This window comes from Niameybacter massiliensis (assembly GCF_001282685.1).
Classification (GTDB): Bacteria; Bacillota; Clostridia; order Lachnospirales; family Cellulosilyticaceae; genus Holtiella; species Holtiella tumoricola.
Window position 1 is genome coordinate 2,501 of the sequence record NZ_LN875032.1, and the last position, 15,615, is coordinate 18,115.

Annotated in this window: 18 protein-coding genes (1 of these 18 running past the window's edge); 5 read left to right on the plus strand and 13 right to left on the minus strand. The window is 35.7% G+C overall.

The genetic code is table 11. From position 1 onward, the window contains the following. Nucleotides 1-511, plus strand: the 3' portion of a protein-coding gene (locus tag BN2390_RS01085; RefSeq protein ID WP_053982512.1) for an alpha/beta hydrolase family protein. The gene continues 407 nt to the left of window position 1, outside the view; only the last 511 of its 918 coding nucleotides appear in the window; its start codon lies off the left edge, out of view; the stop codon is at nt 509-511. Nucleotides 512-582: 71 nt separating this feature from the next. On the opposite strand, the gene BN2390_RS01090 is transcribed toward BN2390_RS01085, so the two are convergent. The 3 genes from BN2390_RS01090 to BN2390_RS01100 all read right to left on the minus strand — a co-directional run bounded on the left by BN2390_RS01090 (nt 583) and on the right by BN2390_RS01100 (nt 1,782). Further along, a complete protein-coding gene (locus BN2390_RS01090; protein WP_053982513.1) occupies nt 583-813 on the minus strand; it encodes a DUF2922 family protein in 231 nt (76 codons plus the stop codon). A gap of 151 nt (nt 814-964) precedes the next feature. Further along, entirely contained in the window at nt 965-1,162 is a 198-nt protein-coding gene (locus BN2390_RS01095) for a DUF1659 domain-containing protein (protein WP_053982514.1), read from the minus strand. 53 nt (nt 1,163-1,215) lie between these two features. Further along, nucleotides 1,216-1,782 (minus strand): RNA polymerase sigma factor, encoded by a 567-nt coding sequence (locus BN2390_RS01100; protein ID WP_053982515.1) that lies wholly within the window; start codon nt 1,780-1,782, stop codon nt 1,216-1,218. A gap of 291 nt (nt 1,783-2,073) precedes the next feature. Here BN2390_RS01100 and BN2390_RS01105 point away from each other — a divergent pair, with 291 nt between their 5' ends. Beyond that, on the plus strand, nt 2,074-3,051 hold the full coding sequence (locus tag BN2390_RS01105; RefSeq protein WP_053982516.1) for a hypothetical protein: 978 nt from the start codon (nt 2,074-2,076) through the stop codon (nt 3,049-3,051). A 569-nt stretch (nt 3,052-3,620) separates the two neighbouring features. Here BN2390_RS01105 and BN2390_RS01110 read toward each other — a convergent pair. Further along, a complete protein-coding gene (locus BN2390_RS01110; protein ID WP_053982517.1) occupies nt 3,621-4,016 on the minus strand; it encodes an RrF2 family transcriptional regulator in 396 nt (131 codons plus the stop codon). Nucleotides 4,017-4,186: 170 nt separating this feature from the next. Between BN2390_RS01110 and BN2390_RS22385 the strand changes: the two genes are divergently transcribed. After that, nucleotides 4,187-4,570, plus strand: coding sequence for a YbaN family protein (locus tag BN2390_RS22385; RefSeq protein WP_053982518.1), 384 nt, complete (start codon nt 4,187-4,189; stop codon nt 4,568-4,570). Next, complete coding sequence (locus BN2390_RS01120; RefSeq protein WP_053982519.1) at nt 4,564-5,001, plus strand: globin domain-containing protein; 438 nt, start codon at nt 4,564-4,566, stop codon at nt 4,999-5,001. The genes BN2390_RS22385 and BN2390_RS01120 overlap by 7 nt, the downstream gene beginning before the upstream one ends. Before the next feature lie 49 nt (nt 5,002-5,050). Here BN2390_RS01120 and BN2390_RS21290 read toward each other — a convergent pair whose 3' ends face one another. Next, nucleotides 5,051-5,227 carry an HTH domain-containing protein gene (locus tag BN2390_RS21290; protein WP_082238524.1) on the minus strand — a complete coding sequence of 59 codons (177 nt, stop codon included), beginning with the start codon at nt 5,225-5,227 and terminating at the stop codon, nt 5,051-5,053. 193 nt (nt 5,228-5,420) lie between these two features. Here BN2390_RS21290 and BN2390_RS01125 point away from each other — a divergent pair, with 193 nt between their 5' ends. After that, entirely contained in the window at nt 5,421-6,746 is a 1,326-nt protein-coding gene (locus BN2390_RS01125) for a LysM peptidoglycan-binding domain-containing protein (protein WP_198524837.1), read from the plus strand. Nucleotides 6,747-6,801: 55 nt separating this feature from the next. On the opposite strand, the gene BN2390_RS01130 is transcribed toward BN2390_RS01125, so the two are convergent. From BN2390_RS01130 to BN2390_RS01165, 8 genes are read right to left on the minus strand one after another with little or no spacing between them, the layout of a single operon-like run. Next, nucleotides 6,802-7,656, minus strand: a complete 855-nt coding sequence (locus tag BN2390_RS01130; protein ID WP_053982520.1) for a MurR/RpiR family transcriptional regulator — start codon at nt 7,654-7,656, stop codon at nt 6,802-6,804. A gap of 43 nt (nt 7,657-7,699) precedes the next feature. Beyond that, a complete protein-coding gene (locus tag BN2390_RS01135; protein ID WP_053982521.1) occupies nt 7,700-9,268 on the minus strand; it encodes a glycoside hydrolase family 3 protein in 1,569 nt (522 codons plus the stop codon). A 16-nt stretch (nt 9,269-9,284) separates the two neighbouring features. Then, entirely contained in the window at nt 9,285-10,439 is a 1,155-nt protein-coding gene (gene anmK / locus BN2390_RS01140) for an anhydro-N-acetylmuramic acid kinase AnmK (RefSeq protein ID WP_053982522.1), read from the minus strand. 20 nt (nt 10,440-10,459) lie between these two features. Then, nucleotides 10,460-11,770 carry a 6-phospho-beta-glucosidase gene (locus BN2390_RS01145; protein ID WP_053982523.1) on the minus strand — a complete coding sequence of 437 codons (1,311 nt, stop codon included), beginning with the start codon at nt 11,768-11,770 and terminating at the stop codon, nt 10,460-10,462. A gap of 22 nt (nt 11,771-11,792) precedes the next feature. Then, nucleotides 11,793-12,797, minus strand: coding sequence for an N-acetylglucosamine kinase (locus tag BN2390_RS01150; RefSeq protein ID WP_053982524.1), 1,005 nt, complete (start codon nt 12,795-12,797; stop codon nt 11,793-11,795). A 2-nt stretch (nt 12,798-12,799) separates the two neighbouring features. Further along, nucleotides 12,800-13,726 carry an N-acetylmuramic acid 6-phosphate etherase gene (gene murQ / locus BN2390_RS01155; RefSeq protein WP_053982525.1) on the minus strand — a complete coding sequence of 309 codons (927 nt, stop codon included), beginning with the start codon at nt 13,724-13,726 and terminating at the stop codon, nt 12,800-12,802. A gap of 59 nt (nt 13,727-13,785) precedes the next feature. Further along, nucleotides 13,786-14,658, minus strand: a complete 873-nt coding sequence (locus BN2390_RS01160; protein WP_053982526.1) for a carbohydrate ABC transporter permease — start codon at nt 14,656-14,658, stop codon at nt 13,786-13,788. A gap of 12 nt (nt 14,659-14,670) precedes the next feature. Further along, entirely contained in the window at nt 14,671-15,597 is a 927-nt protein-coding gene (locus tag BN2390_RS01165) for an ABC transporter permease (protein ID WP_053982527.1), read from the minus strand. Nucleotides 15,598-15,615 lie beyond the last annotated feature (18 nt).

Here is a 15,615-nt window from a genome sequence, read left to right on the forward strand (position 1 = left end):
CCTCCTTAATCGCCCTGAATTTAATACTGATAGAATTGGTCTTATCGGTTTTAGCCAAGGTGGACTTATTGGTCAATTGGTTGCTTCTGAAAATGAAAATATAGAAGCTTTTGTGTCTTGGTCCGGTGTATCAAGTCCTGGTGAGGAAGCTTTTAAGTCTTTCTTTGATACATATTATGAAGAAGCTAAATTAAATGGCTTTGCAAAAGTAGACTTCGATTGGCGTTCTCCCCTTAATTTTAGCCTGGAGTGGTTTAAAGAAATTCATTCCCAATCTGTTCTCAAAGATATTACCAAATACGAAGGTAAGCTTCTTGCTATTGCCGGCTCTGCTGACACTGTAGTAAATCCTATAGATAGTGTAAATATGATAAATGCTGCTACTAGTAAGGATGCTGCTTTCTACCTTATCAAAGATGCTGACCATACATTTAATTGTTTTATTCCAGATGCACCTCAAACCCAAGAAGTTTTAGATGTTACAGTTAGTTGGTTTAAAAATAATTTATAATAAAAAAAGAGGTCCATGAAACGAATCCGTTCCATGTACCTCTTCTATATAAGAAGAATACTATTTAATGCTTATTCCTCATCTAGATCAATAGCATCTACTTGTTGAATTACATATTTAGCACCTATAATACCATTTGCTTGTACATTCTCGCCAATAGCGCCACTGCCTAAGGCTTTTGCCATAGCTTGTTTAACTTGAATACCTGAAAGTGTTTCCGCTGGGTTAGAGATTGTGATAAGTTCTTCTGTCTTAGCAGGTGTGCCAAAGGTGAGTACTAGGTTCCTTTTTGTAACTTCCATAGTAAAGTTCCTCCTCAGTTATTATCATAATTTCATATAGACTTAATGTTTAACTTTATCAAAGCTTTAAGTTCTTTCTAATTCATAAATTGTGTAAAATTATATACAAGGTGTGTACTAGATGTGGAATGAGTTGTCATTATAGGGTAACTTAGGCTTCTACAAGTAATAAGGTCTCTGTAACTTTTGTAATGGACTGAAGTGCTTCTGCATTTAAACTACCAATTGCCATTCCTAAAGTATGTAAGCTTTCATCTGATGCCTGTTTATTACAATGCCCAATAGTTTGTGACCCTTTTGTAAATTTAAGTGCTACTTTAACTTCTTCAAGTACGCTTTGAATTGCCATGTGCGTTCCTCCTTAAGTTTAAATCTGTTTTAAGCACCGGTTGCTTATACTTACTATATACGGAATAGGCCTGAATTTTCCTCAAGGATTTTCTTAAGTTTTTTGAGAAGATAGTATTTCTTACTAGTCAAAGCCTTATAGGACAAACCTTCTTCTAATGCTAAATCGGATAGACTTTTTTCTTCTGAATAAAGCTTAAGAAGCAAACTTTGCTCTTTTTCACTTAACCTATGTAAAGCCTCTTCTATTACTCTTATCATTTCTTGTTGAAGTATTTGTGCTTCAATACCTGCACCTTCATCTTGTATTTTGTCCCAAAAATCTTCTTTCTCCTCTATAATTAGCATTTCTCTTTTTTTACTCCTATAGTTTCCACCCCATCTATAGAGCATTAACTTATAATACGCTGAAAAGGAAGTTTGCTTTGCTGGTTGGTAAGTTTCTACTGCCCTACATAGAATCAAATAGCTTTCTTGCATAAGGTCTTCCACACTATAATCAACTTCTTTCAATTTATGTGCCCACTTAAAGCATAGAGGCTCAAATTGTTTCCATAGTTCATAGGTATATACACTATGTTCTTTGCTCCTCATTACTAACTCTTCCATTGTTTCACACATGCTTCACCTTGTTTTCTGCTGCAGCTTTTGTATTTGCGCACTTTTACTTTACCTCTTAGAAAACATTTCGTAAATTTAGGATTTCATCCTTTTTCCTAAGGATTTTAGTGTTTTTCCTAAGGAAAGTACGCCTTTTCCTAAGGATTTTGCTACTTTTCCTCGGGATTTCTTATCTTTTCCTTAGGAAAAGGTCTATTGAGTACTTTTTTAAATTTTTTTGAGGAAAATGGAGAGGGATTCCGTATATAAAGAGATATAGAAATCAGTTTTTCTCATTTAGGAGGCGATCAGATGAAATCATTAATTTATTACCCAGAGCTTAATCCATATACAGGCAGCATTACTTCTAGTCTACTTTTTATGCAACTGGAGTATTGGTTTAAAGTAACCCGTGGCAAAACCTTTTATAAATTTCTTGAGCCTTGTGAAGCCCCTCAGTATGTTACTGGAGATAGCTGGACAGAGGAGCTGAGCTTTGGTAAGACCGAGTTTCGTACAGCTTTTAGTAACATCGGGAAAGTGTATAAATCTAAAAAGGCTTACTTAGAAAGCAAGGATAAATTCGAAGGGAAGTATTATCTGTCTTACTATGATCGGATCAAACGTCTCACTTACTACGAACGTAATGAGACTTTAGTTAACACACTTCTTAGAAATTTGAATCTCTCATTTGGGTATTCAGAGACTAAACCTATCAAGTCTATTCAAAATACTTCTTCAGATATAGAATCAGATGTGAAAAAGTTATTTGAGACCTATTGCCCTAGCCTTAATGCCAAAGTATGTTTCACCCTCACGACCAAAATGCGTCTACATACTTTAGTCAAAGTCATCACCACTAAAGAACTTAACCTACTTGAGACTTTTAAATCGGTCTTTTGCCAAGTGGAAGCTTCGGACTTCTTATGTGGTAGGCTCTCTACGTCTACCTTCCTAGCGTCTCTTAGCTGGATCTTGAAGCCGGACAAGTTCTTTGCCATCTTAGAGGGGAACTATGCACCTTTTGTCTCCTCTATGCCTGACTCTACATTTGCAGCTCCAGCTTTATCAAGCTCTACATCTCAAGTGTCATCTTGTGCTGGCTCTCCATGTGCACCCTTATCTACTCTATCTGCACCCTCTACGACACCTTTTGTAAAACCTACACGTCTTTTCAATCGTATGTACACCCATAATTTTGACATTGAAGCTTTAGAAGCAAAAGAGCGTGCTTGGCAAGAGGCCAAATACGAAGCAAATCTGCACAATACTTCCACTACTCTTTTATAGCTTTTTACCAAAAACACTTTTTCTTTTAAATATTTTGAGGAAAATGACCACCCTTCCCGTATATATATAGGTGTAAGGACGAGCTAGCAAACACATCCTAGGCCGTTTGCATCTCCTCCTTCAATCATTCGCTAAATGGAAATGTGTATCTTCTAGTAAGTTCTCCCCCTTCTTACTTTAAGATATAGGCTCCATTTAGCACCCCTACTCTATTCCCTGGTGGTGGCAATCTAAAGTAGAGTTAGGGTAATTGCTTATAGGTTTGATCGGCGTATTGTTGTTTGCTTGACAAGTTGCGTCTACTCCAACCCTCTAGCCTCTTACTAAGCGTCATGCCAACTGCCCTCAACGTGATACATGCATAGCATCCCTTTCACTTAGAGCTACGAGCCCCATGCCCCTTATTCAGAGTCTATAGGTCTGTATCGGATGCCTCTTGGATAGTAAGCCTTGGGCTGGACATGGTATAAGCTTTGCCACAAATAAAAAGCTAACTTAAAACTGCCTATTGTTATAAGGGGGAAGGCAGATTTAGGTTAGCTTTTTGTATTTTCTATTATTTATTCCACTTACATAATGTCTTGTAATGTATACTTACTAAATTCCTCTATAAACTTATCTAATGACTGATGAATGATTCCTTTTAATTTACACTCTCCTGTCATAAAGCTACAAGTTGTCTCATGCTTGATACATTCAATAATCGTAAGATTATCTTCTGTTATCTTTAAGACTTCTCCTAAGTTAATCTCTTCTGGCGGTAAACCTAGCTTCAATCCACCTGATCGACCTTTTATAGAAATAAGATAATCTGTTTTTGCTAATTTATGAATAACCTTTTTCAGGTGATGTTCTGAGACCTCTAACTTTGTAGCCAACTGCTCTACCGTGCAAAGTTCTTCTTGATGTGCTGCCATATAAATGAGTACACGAAACGTATAATCTGTGAACTTAGATAATTGCATCCTTCAAATTTCCTTTCTCTTAACTTTTTTCTCTATTTTAACAGTTCTTATATCTTTTATAAAGGATATAAAAAATAAATGTGCATTTTACTTGCACTTTTATTTTTATCATGTTATATTAAATGTGTAAAACAAATACACATTATTTTAGGAGTTCTCATATATCTCATATGAAAAAATATATTTATATTTTCCTAGGTACGTTATCCCTACTTATAGGAATTCTAGGTATCTTCTTACCTGTTCTTCCTACCACACCACTCCTGATGCTAAGTTGCTATTTATATAGTAAGAGCTCTACTCACTTTCATAATAAACTTACATCTAGTAAAGTTTATCGAAAGTATGCTAAAGACTTTGTAGAGCATAGACAACTTTCATTAGGAAGGAAGATTTTTCTACTAAGTTTTGCTTCAACTATGCTTTTATTTCCTTTATTTATATTAAATGGAGCATGGAAACTGGTGATCCTAGGACTTTACCTTTATCTTTACTACTATTTTATCTTTAAAATTAAAACTATTAAACATACATTGGAGGATATATCATGTTAGATCAAAAAACTATTGAAATCATTAAAAGTACTGTACCAGCTCTTAAAGCACACGGTTTAGAAATTACAACTCATTTCTATAAAACTATGTTCACTAATAACCCAGAAGTAAAATCTTTATTTAGTATGGACAAACAAGCATCTGGAGAACAACCTAAGGCACTTGCTATGACAGTTCTTGCTGCTGCACAAAATATTGATAATTTAGGTGCTTTACTTCCTGTTGTAAAAAAAATTGGCCAACGTCACGTTGAGGTAGGCATTCGTCCAGAACATTATCCTATTGTAGGACAAAACCTTCTTATTGCCATTAAAGAAGTATTAGGTGACGCTGCTACTGATGAAGTTATTGATGCTTGGGGTCAAGCATACGGTGTTATTGCTGATGTGTTTATCGAAGTTGAAAAAGAAATTTACGCACAACAAGCTTAATATAAAAAAGAACTGCAAAATATGCAGTTCTTTTTTATATCTTATTTAATTAGTTAGCTGCATAGTAGCAACGTTTTGGTGAACCAATTAATTCTTCTGCTTTAAGTTCTTTAATTGCTTTATCTACCTCTTTTTTATCTACGCCTAAACTTTCAGCAATTTCTCCAGCTTTCATTGGTTCATTGTTTTCTTTTAATAAATTAAGTACTTTATCCTTTGCTTCCATGATTACTCTCCTTAAATAATTTAATTATTTTCTTTATTATACTAAATATATTTTCGCCATTCAATAATTATTATCTAATAATATAAAATACATTCTTTGCTTTTAATTTTTATTTTCAGCTTGTCACCTTCTAGCATTTTTATCATATGTATATATTGATATCCTATTCCTTATAGAAGGGGGTTCTTTACCCATGTCACATTTTTTCAAAAAAATAACTACTGCTTTTTTTATTATTATTCCTTTATTATTAAGCACGCTCTGTTTTGCAAGTTCTCTATCACCTTCTAGTAACACGCTTTATAATGGTATTGATGTAAGTGAATGGCAAGGTAACATTGATTTTTCTCAAGTTAAAGATTCAGGTATTGATATTGTTTATATTCGTACAGGTGAAGGAAGTAACTACATTGATGCTTACTTTAATACTAACTATAAAAATGCCAAAGCTGCTGGATTAAATATTGGCTTTTATCATTATGTAACAGCTACTACGCCAGAGGAAGCCATAGAACAAGCCAAATTCTTCGTATCCCTTACTAAAGATTTAGACCCTAATTGCAAATTAGCTATGGACTTTGAAAGTTTTGGGTCACTTAATAATGGAGAGATTAATACGATTGCCTCAACTTTTCTTCAAACAGTCAGGGAACTAAGTGGTAAAGATGTGATTATTTATAGCGATACTTATAATGCTATAAATACTTGGGATAATTCTCTTACTATTTATCCTCTTTGGGTAGCTGAGTATGATGTCACAGAACCTAGAGCAAATGATAAATGGAATCATTGGGTTGGCTTCCAATATTCTGATGCAGGTACTGTACCTGGTATCAACACAACTTCTGTAGATTTAGATCATTTTACCCCTGATATTTTCCTCTCTGGTACTTCTAATGCTACTTCTTCTAATGCTACTTCTTCTAATACTTCTTCAACCAATATATCTTCTGGTTCTTCCTCTAACTCACTCTCATATATCACTTATATTGTTCAATCCGGTGATACTTTATCTGCTATTGCACTTCAGTATAATACAACAGTTGCTGAGCTTGTTGACCTTAATAATATTTCTAACCCTAACTTCATCTATGTAGGCGAATCTCTTACTATTCCTAGCTCAAATACTTCACCTACTTCTTCTACTAATACAACTTCATCCACCATCATCTCTTCTAATACTAATACTACATCTCCAACTTACATTGTTCAGTCTGGTGATACCTTATCTGCTATTGCGCTTCAGTATAATACGACGATTGCTGAGCTTGTTGACCTTAATAATATTTCTAACCCTAACTTTATCTATGTAGGTGAGACACTTATTCTCCCTCAAACAATCTCCCAAACATCAACTAATATCCCTACAAACACTTCCTCTACCTATACTGTACAAGTAGGAGATACCCTTTGGGGCATTGCCCAACAATTTGATACAACAGTTGCTACGCTTACTTCACTTAATAATCTCTCTAATCCTAATTTAATTTATCCTGGAGAAATTATTCAGTTACCTTAACTACTACTTTAAACCAAAAATAACCACTAGCTGGTATGTTAGTGGTTATTTTCAACTAATAGCCTGGTTTTTTCTTCAATGTATCTATAAGCTGACGTGTTCTTACTAAATACTCTTGTGTTGCATCTAAGTTTTCTTTTGCAACACCTGTAAATAATATATCTACTATCATTAACTGAGTATAGCGGGATAATACTGCACCTATACGTACTTCTTGCTCGGTTTTAGGAAGTGTAATAAGAATGTCTACTAATGGATGTAACGGATTCATTAAGCATTCCGTAACACCTATACAAGTAGCTCCATTTGCTTTAGCCTGTTGTACAGCTTCATTGACTTCCTTTGTATTGCCTTTATATGAAAAAGCAATTACAGCATCGTCAGGCCTAATATGTAAAGAACCTGCAAGACCTAGGTGATAGTCCATATAAAAAATACATTTTTTATTAATACGTACAAGTTTCTGTTGCAAATCTTGTGCTACAATACTCGAAGCTCCTACCCCAAAAAGATATACTGTATCTGCTTCTTTTATTTTCTCTACGGCTTGATTAATATTGGTGAAGTCTATAAGTTCTAAAGTATCTTCTAGGGTAAGTTTGATATTATTAACGATTTTTTTTGAAATGATTTCTAGGCTATCATCAGATTGTAGTAAGGTTCCTATTTCTGGCCTAGTCTCTGCTTCAATATTTCTTGCTAACTCTATTTTCATTTCTCCATAACTCGAATAGCCTATTTTCTTTGCAAATCTTACCACTGAAGCTGGGGATGTTTCACTATACTTTGCAAGTTCATTTGTTGTAAGCCCTACAGCATTTTCAGGTGTTTTTATTATAATATCTGCTATCTTTTTTTCTGAAGTTGTAAATGCTTCATATATCTGGCGGATTTTAACTAAGCAATTCATCTTTGCAACCTACTTTCTATCAAATTTTCTAACCTTTAGAAGATCATTTTAAGGTTACAGGAAGTTTTCCTTTTGGCTCGGCTTTTCCCATTAAAACTTGTATCAAACTCTCCATTGCTTTAGTTGTATATTCATAGGATAAAAGACACCCTTTAACCTCTTCTAATACTTCAATATCGTAGGGAATACGCATTGGAAGCAAAATAACATTTGGATTAATTGCCGTCACTTTACGTACCAATTCTAGCTGTGTAGCTGCTAAGATCCCATTATGTGTACAGCAAATGATAAGTTCTCTTTCTTTTGCTTTTTTTACTGCCTCTTCTACTTGTTCTTTAGTTGGTAGATTATCTATTTCATAAGCCTCTACTTTTCTATCTGAAATACGCTCTTTAAAAAATGTTGCAAAGTTTGGCGCTATTCTTGTACCATCTGCTCCTGTAAGCACTCTTCCATTAGGGGCTATAACTAAAATATCTCTAGCACGAATAGGTATAACCCCCTCATTCTTAACTACCGTAATACTCTCTAAACTTACCTTCTTTGCCAGCTTTTCATAATTTTCTTGATAAAGGTACTTTCTAGCCTCTTCATAGGTCATATCCATGAATTGTGTACTATTCCACTCTCTCTTAGCTTTTAATATACGTTCTAAAGACTGATCTAATCTTGCCTCATCAATCCGTCCTTCTTCTATTGCCTGATAAATTTCTTGGATGGCTTCTAACTGTTTTTCCTTGGTATGAGAAATACATATAAGATCTGCTCCTGCTTGGATTGCCATAGGTACGGCCTTAGCCGTTCCCCATTCTGTATCAATCGCTTTCATCTCCATACAATCTGTAATAATTAGTCCTTGATACCCCAGCTCTTCTCTTAAGAGCTTTGTAACTATAGGATAGGAAAGTGTTGCTGGCACTTCCTCTTTCTCATACGCCATAAATCTAATATGAGCAATCATAATTGCTTTAACACCCATTTTAATAGCTTCTTTAAAAGGATATAACTCTACCTTGTTAAGACGTTCTTTCTCATGTGCTACTACAGGCAATGCCAAATGTGAATCTATACTCGTATCGCCATGACCTGGAAAATGCTTAGCCGTTGCAATAATACCTGCTTGTTGTAATCCTTCTATATAAGCATTCCCCCGCATTGCAACGTCGTTAGCCGTTTCTCCAAAGCTTCTTATTCCAATAACAGGATTATGAGGATTGTTATTTACATCAAGACTAGGCGCTAAGTTAAAGTTAATTCCTAATGCTTTAAGCCCTACTCCTGTAGCATAAGCAATTTGCTTTGTTTCTTCTAATGTTGCACCTGCTGCCTGCGCCATATTTCCCGGAAATACTGTCACCCCATCATATAGTCTTGTTACAATACCATTTTCTTGATCTATAGTTACAAAAAGAGGAACACCATTACTTTTTATAGCAATTTTTTGTAATTCTTGTACGAGATGAAATACTTGTTCTGCACACTGACAGTTATCTTCAAATAAAATGATATTCCCTACATGATATTGGGTAATCAATTCATAGATCTCTTCATTTACCGTCGTTCCTTTAAAACCTACTACCAATAACTGACCTATTTTTTGTGCTAAATTCAATTTGTTCCCCTCCTATCTAAGACTTCCTTGTAAAAGGTGTAATATTTCCTAAGACAACTCTCTCCTTCGCACCTGTTGCACCAAGTACATTACTAGCCATACCATGCATTGTTTCATTGGCTAGAACAGCAAAAGCAATTGCCTCTTTAGAAGCAGAAGTATAACCAATGTCTTCTTGTGTCATAACCTTAGCATAAGGTAGTAGCTTTCTAAGCATAGCCATCAATGTCTGATTATAGCTCCCACCACCTCCTATGATTACCTCTTCTATAGCTACCTTAGGCGCAATAAAAGTTTCATAGTTATAGGCAATGGACTGTGCTGTGTACATTGTTACTGTTGCGGCTAGATCTTCTACTGAAAGTTGCCTATTCTCTTGTATGAGCTTAGTTACAAACTGTTTCCCAAAAAGTTCTCTTCCCGTTGTCTTTGGTGGGACCTGCCTAATATAAGGTATTGCCATAAGATTTCTTAGAAGTGTCTCATTGATACATCCTTTTCCTGCAATCATGCCATCCTTATCAAAAGGTATACCTACTAAAGATTGAACCACTTCATTGATAATCATATTACCAGGCCCTGTATCAAAGGCAAATACGTCCTCTAACTTTGTATGTTTTGGGATAACCGTTACATTGCCAATGCCACCTATATTTTGCAAACATCTATTCTTATTACCTTTATAAATTAAAAACTCTGTATAAGGAACAAGTGGTGCACCTTGCCCTCCTGCTGCCATATCCATTACCCTAAAGTTTGATACAACTGGCGTCTGAGTCTCATAAGCAATAACTGCTGGTTCACCTATTTGTAGTGTAGAACACAGAGTATGTTGCATTGCCATTGGTATATGATAAATTGTCTGTCCATGAGAACCTATATAAGCAACTTGCTCCATTTTAACTCCAGCCTGCTTACAAACCGCCTGTGCCGCCTCTGCAAATGCATAACCTAACTCAAAGTTTAAGCTACATATCATTTCTACATTAGAAGTCTCTAGGTTACAAGCAGCCTTAATCTTCTCCCTTAATGGTTCTTGTATTGCCATTTCTACAAAGTCTATAAGCTCTACTTTGGTCTGTTCTCCATAACCTTCAATACCTACAAGCGCTGCATCTATACCATCTAAGGAAGTGCCTGACATAAGGCCTATAACATATCGTTTATCCATCTTACTTCCTCCGTAGTTTACTAGACTTCTTTAGAAAATTGTGGAAGGTAGTCTTTATGTGCTTCTAATAATTCATCAAGTACGATTTTTGCATATTTTTGTGAGGCTACTAATGGATTAATCATCATAGCATATAAAGCCTTTGTATATTCCCCTGTGACAGCTGCTTCACATGCTGCTACTTCAAAGGACTTGATTTGCTGTACTAAACTCTTAGCTGATTTAGGTAATTTACCTACCGCAAGAGGAATAGGACCATTTTTTGTAATGACTGCACTAACTTCTACAACCTCATCATACTCTAACTCTTCCATAGCCCCTTTATTGATTGTGTTTACAACTTGGATATCTCCTTTATCATTGTAAATGGAACAAATCAGATTACATGCTGCATCACTGTAGTAGGCACCTCCACGTTTTTCTAACTGCTTGGGCTTTTCTTTCAAACTCGTATCTTTATAAAGCTCAAATAATTCATCTTCTAACTTCTTTACAGTCTCTGCACGGGTACCGTGTTGTTGAAACTTTATAATAGCTTCTTCTAAAGATTCTTTTTGCATGTAATAATAGCGATGATAAGGTGAAGGAATAGCACCTAGTTCCCTTACAAAGGCATTATTCCACTCAGTACCTGTAATGTTGTTCATACTCTGGCTACCCCATCTATTCAGTACATATTCAGTTTTATCTTCCCCATCTACATAGATACCTGTTACATAACTCATATGATTTAAACCACCCATTGTTATATGCACTTCATTTCTGGGTCTTTCAACAATCTTAGCAATTGCTGTATGCATATCAAAGGGAACATTACACAATCCCACAACCCGTTTAATATTACTGTATCTATTAACTGCTTCTGTTATAATACCTGCTGGATTGGTAAAGTTAATAAGCCATGCATTAGGACAAAGTTCCTCTATATCCTTACAGATTTCAAGAATAACAGGAATGGTACGTAGCGCCTTGAAAAGCCCTCCTGCTCCATTTGTCTCCTGCCCAAACATACCATGACTAAGGGGAATACGTTCATCTTTGATACGTGCTTGAAGCAATCCTACTCGAAACTGCGTTGTTACAAAGTCAGCATCTTTTAAAGCCTCTCTTCTATTAAGAGTCATATAAAGTGTGATAGGAACACCAGCTTTCTCTATCATACGTTTTGCAAGATTTCCTACAATTTCTAACTTTTCTTTCCCCGCTTCACAATCCACTAACCAGATTTCTTTAACTGGTAATTCATTATAGCGTTTGATAAAACCTTCAATTAATTCTGGGGTGTAGCTTGAGCCTCCACCTATTGTTACAATTTTAATTCCTTGACTCATGATTTCCCCTTCCTTTCTATCTCTATCTATAAATAGCTTCCATTTCCTCTATGATTTGCTTACGCAGTGTACCACCTATTTCTTGATTATACGCTAGCTCAAGTGCCCATAAAACTGCACCTATACCTGGTGGCACTTGAAGCACACTATAGTTATAACGCCCTTCCCTAAGTATCTTTACATATGCCTTATAACGTTCAATCAAAATAGGAGTTGTTGGTTTTACCCATACAGAACCAGCTAGAATAATATCTACTACTTCGTCTTGTTCAAACTGAAGATTATTGATACACCCTACTGTAGACTCTGCTAGAGATGATGCCACTCTATCTATAATATGATTTGCAAGTTGATCTCCTCTTTGGGCATATTCAAGTACTAAAGTTACAAAAGGGGTGTGATTTAGGCCCTTACTATACTGCTGCGTAACCGCTTCAATATAAAGCAACTTGTCCCTTACTCCTAACAACTCCATAACAGGCCCTACTAGATTAGATGCTTCTCCACATCTATAGAGGATGCTATAGATGTCTCTAAGTAGTAGCCTTGTAATAAAGGCACCACCTGCATCATCTCCAGATAAATAGCCAACACCACCTACTTGCAACCTATGTCCCTTACTATCAATCCCAACTGTTACTGTTCCAGTTCCATTAATAGAGCAAATACCCCTTCCACTTTCATTGCCTACCTTAAGTCCCAAATATCCATCATTATCTACAACAAATTTCTTCAGCCCAATCCTATTTATAACTGCCTCTAGATACTCTTTTTGACTAGGGATATCTAATCCTGCAAGTCCAAAGGCTCCACTTACTATATCTTCTATTTCAATACCCTTGTCACTGAGTAGATAGTCTAAGCACCTTTTCATTTCTCTATATGTACCCTCATAACTATCTACCATTTTTTCATGACTACAGGTTGCTCCTCTAAGGTGAGAAACAAGCTTACCTTTTATATCAAATAAAAAATAATCTGTTTTGGTATTACCTCCATCTACACCTATGACATATTGTTTACCCATAACTACGCCTCTTTCTTTCTTACTTCTTCATAGGATTTAATGGCTATACTCATTTGTCCATGATGCTCATCTAGTAATGCTTTTACCTTTTCCACTTCTAAGCCTGTTTTTAACATCACGATAGCCTGTTTAACCTCATACTGTGTAGCTTCTAACACCCTTGTCGCTTGCTCTCGTGTACATCCTGTTGCTTGGATAACAATAGACTTTGCACGTTCCACAAGCTTTTCATTAGATGCTCTAACATCTACCATCAAGTTAGAATATACTTTACCTAATTGAATCATTGCTCCTGTAGATAACATATTAAGCACTAGCTTTTGAGCTGTCCCTGCCTTCATACGTGTTGAACCTGTAATAACTTCTGGTCCTACTACTGGCTCTATAGCCATATGAGCAACCCTTGCCATCTCACTATCTTTATTACATGCAACAGCTATAGTACTTGCTCCTATTTGATTACCGTATTCTAACCCGCCTATAACATAAGGTGTACGCCCACTTGCTGCGATTCCTACTAACACATCTTTTCTGTTAAATCCTATATCCTTCAAATCTTCTACTGCTAAGTCCTTACTATCTTCAGCACCCTCTCTGGCCTTAAACATGGCTCCATTGCCACCTGCCATAATCCCTTGAACCACTTCATCTGTTACGCCATATGTAGGACGGCATTCTACTGCATCCAACACACCTAAGCGTCCCGAAGTTCCTGCTCCAAGATAAACAAGTCGTCCTCCTTGTCTAAGGGCACCTACTATAATTTCAACTGCTTTTGCAATATGTTCAATCTCTTTTTCTACAGCTTCAGGTACTTTCTTATCTTCCTCATTAATAATTCTAAGCATTTCCTGAGTACTCACTGTATCTATTTGTTTAGAGGATGGATTGCGCTCCTCTGTTGTTAAACCTTCTAATTTAATCGCCATTGATTACCTCCCATGTATGCCCTAATCATATAGGTGTCTATTTTACTTCACTCATTTACCTATCCCTTAACAGCTCCTACTGTAAGCCCCTTTACAAAGTACTTCTGTAAAAATGGATAAAGTACAATAATTGGTAACGTAGAAGTGATTATAACTGCGGATTTAATAGAAATTGCAATCGTTGCCTTATCCGCTGATCCTGCCCCTTCACCCATAACGGCTGTACCATTTACAATATTGCGTAAAAATAGCATAACTGGGAATTGACTCGTATTTAAATAAATTAATCCATTAAACCAATCGTTCCAGAAAAATACTGCGGTGTATAATCCAATAGTAGCTAATGCTGGCTTGGATAGTGGAATAACTATCTTTTTCAAGATACCAAAGTAGCCAAGTCCATCAATAAGCGCTGCTTCTTCTAACTCTTGAGGTAAAGATTTAAAAAAGTTAATTAAAATAATCAAGTTAAATTGATTGATAGCAAAAGGTAATAACATAGCCCATATGGTTCCTGTTAAATGCAAACTAGAAATTAAAAGATAGTTAGGAATGAGTCCTCCTGAGAAGTACATTGAAAAAATAACCATCTTCATTAATAGACCATGTCCCTTTAAAAATGATTTAGATAATGGATAAGCAAAGAGGGTCGTCATTGCTAGTGCAATAGCTGTTCCTACAACGGTATAAAAGATGGTATTGCCATAAGCTTTAAAAAAGTTAGGATACGTAAAAATTTGTTTATAAGCTTCTAGATTAAAACCAACTGGCCATAACTTCACCTGATTATTTACAATTGCCTTTGGATCAGATATAGAAAGTGTCAGCATATATAAAAAGGGGATAATACAGATGAGTAGAACAAGCCCCATGATTATATAGATAACAGTATCCATGATGGTATTACTTTTTGATTTATATCGCTTACTCATGGTCACCCTCCCTTAGTAAATACCTTCACCGGTAAATTTCTTACTCAATCGATTGGTTGTACTTACAAGCAATACCCCTATAATGCCACTAAACAACCCAATAGCTGTCGCATAAGAATAGTTTTGATTCATTAATCCCACACGATAAACCAACGTATTAATAATGTCACTTACTTCTGCATTATTAGGTGTGTACATCAATAATACCTTTTCAAAACCTAAACTCAGAAGTCTTCCTACTTCCAAAATTAACATAACCATAATAGTTGGCATAATGCTTGGAATGGTTACATACATAATACGCTGAATACGTGAAGCTCCATCTATCTCAGCAGCTTCTAATAAGTCCTCGCTAATTCCTGTAATAGCTGCTAAATAAATAATTGCTGTCCACCCCATAAACTGCCACGTATCTGTGAAAATATAAAGAGACCTAAAAAAACGTGCTTCATTCATAAAGTAAATAGGCTCCATGCCACAAACATCTTTTAAAAACTGATTTAAAATACCTGAACTTGGTGACAATATTTCTCCTAACATTGCAATAACAACTACTGTTGAAATGAATCTTGGCATATAGGATACTGTTTGAACCAGCTTTTTAAATTTTAAATTACGCACTTCATTAAGTAATAAAGCGAAAAGTATAGGAATTGGAAAGTTTACAAGCAAATTAAGTAGAGACAACGTAATAGTATTACGGAATGCACGCCAAAAAGAAGGATCTTTTATAAACATTTCGAAGTATCTTAAACCAGCCCATTCTGTTCCAAAGGGACTCATCCCAGGACGATAACGTCTAAAGGCTAATACATTTCCAAACATAGGGATGTACTTAAATACAATAAAATAAATTAATGGTATGAGAATCATAACGTAAAGTTGCCAGTAACGCCTAAGATGCATTCCCCAGCCTTCTTTATTATCTTGCTTATGCATAGCTCCTCCTCCTTTTAA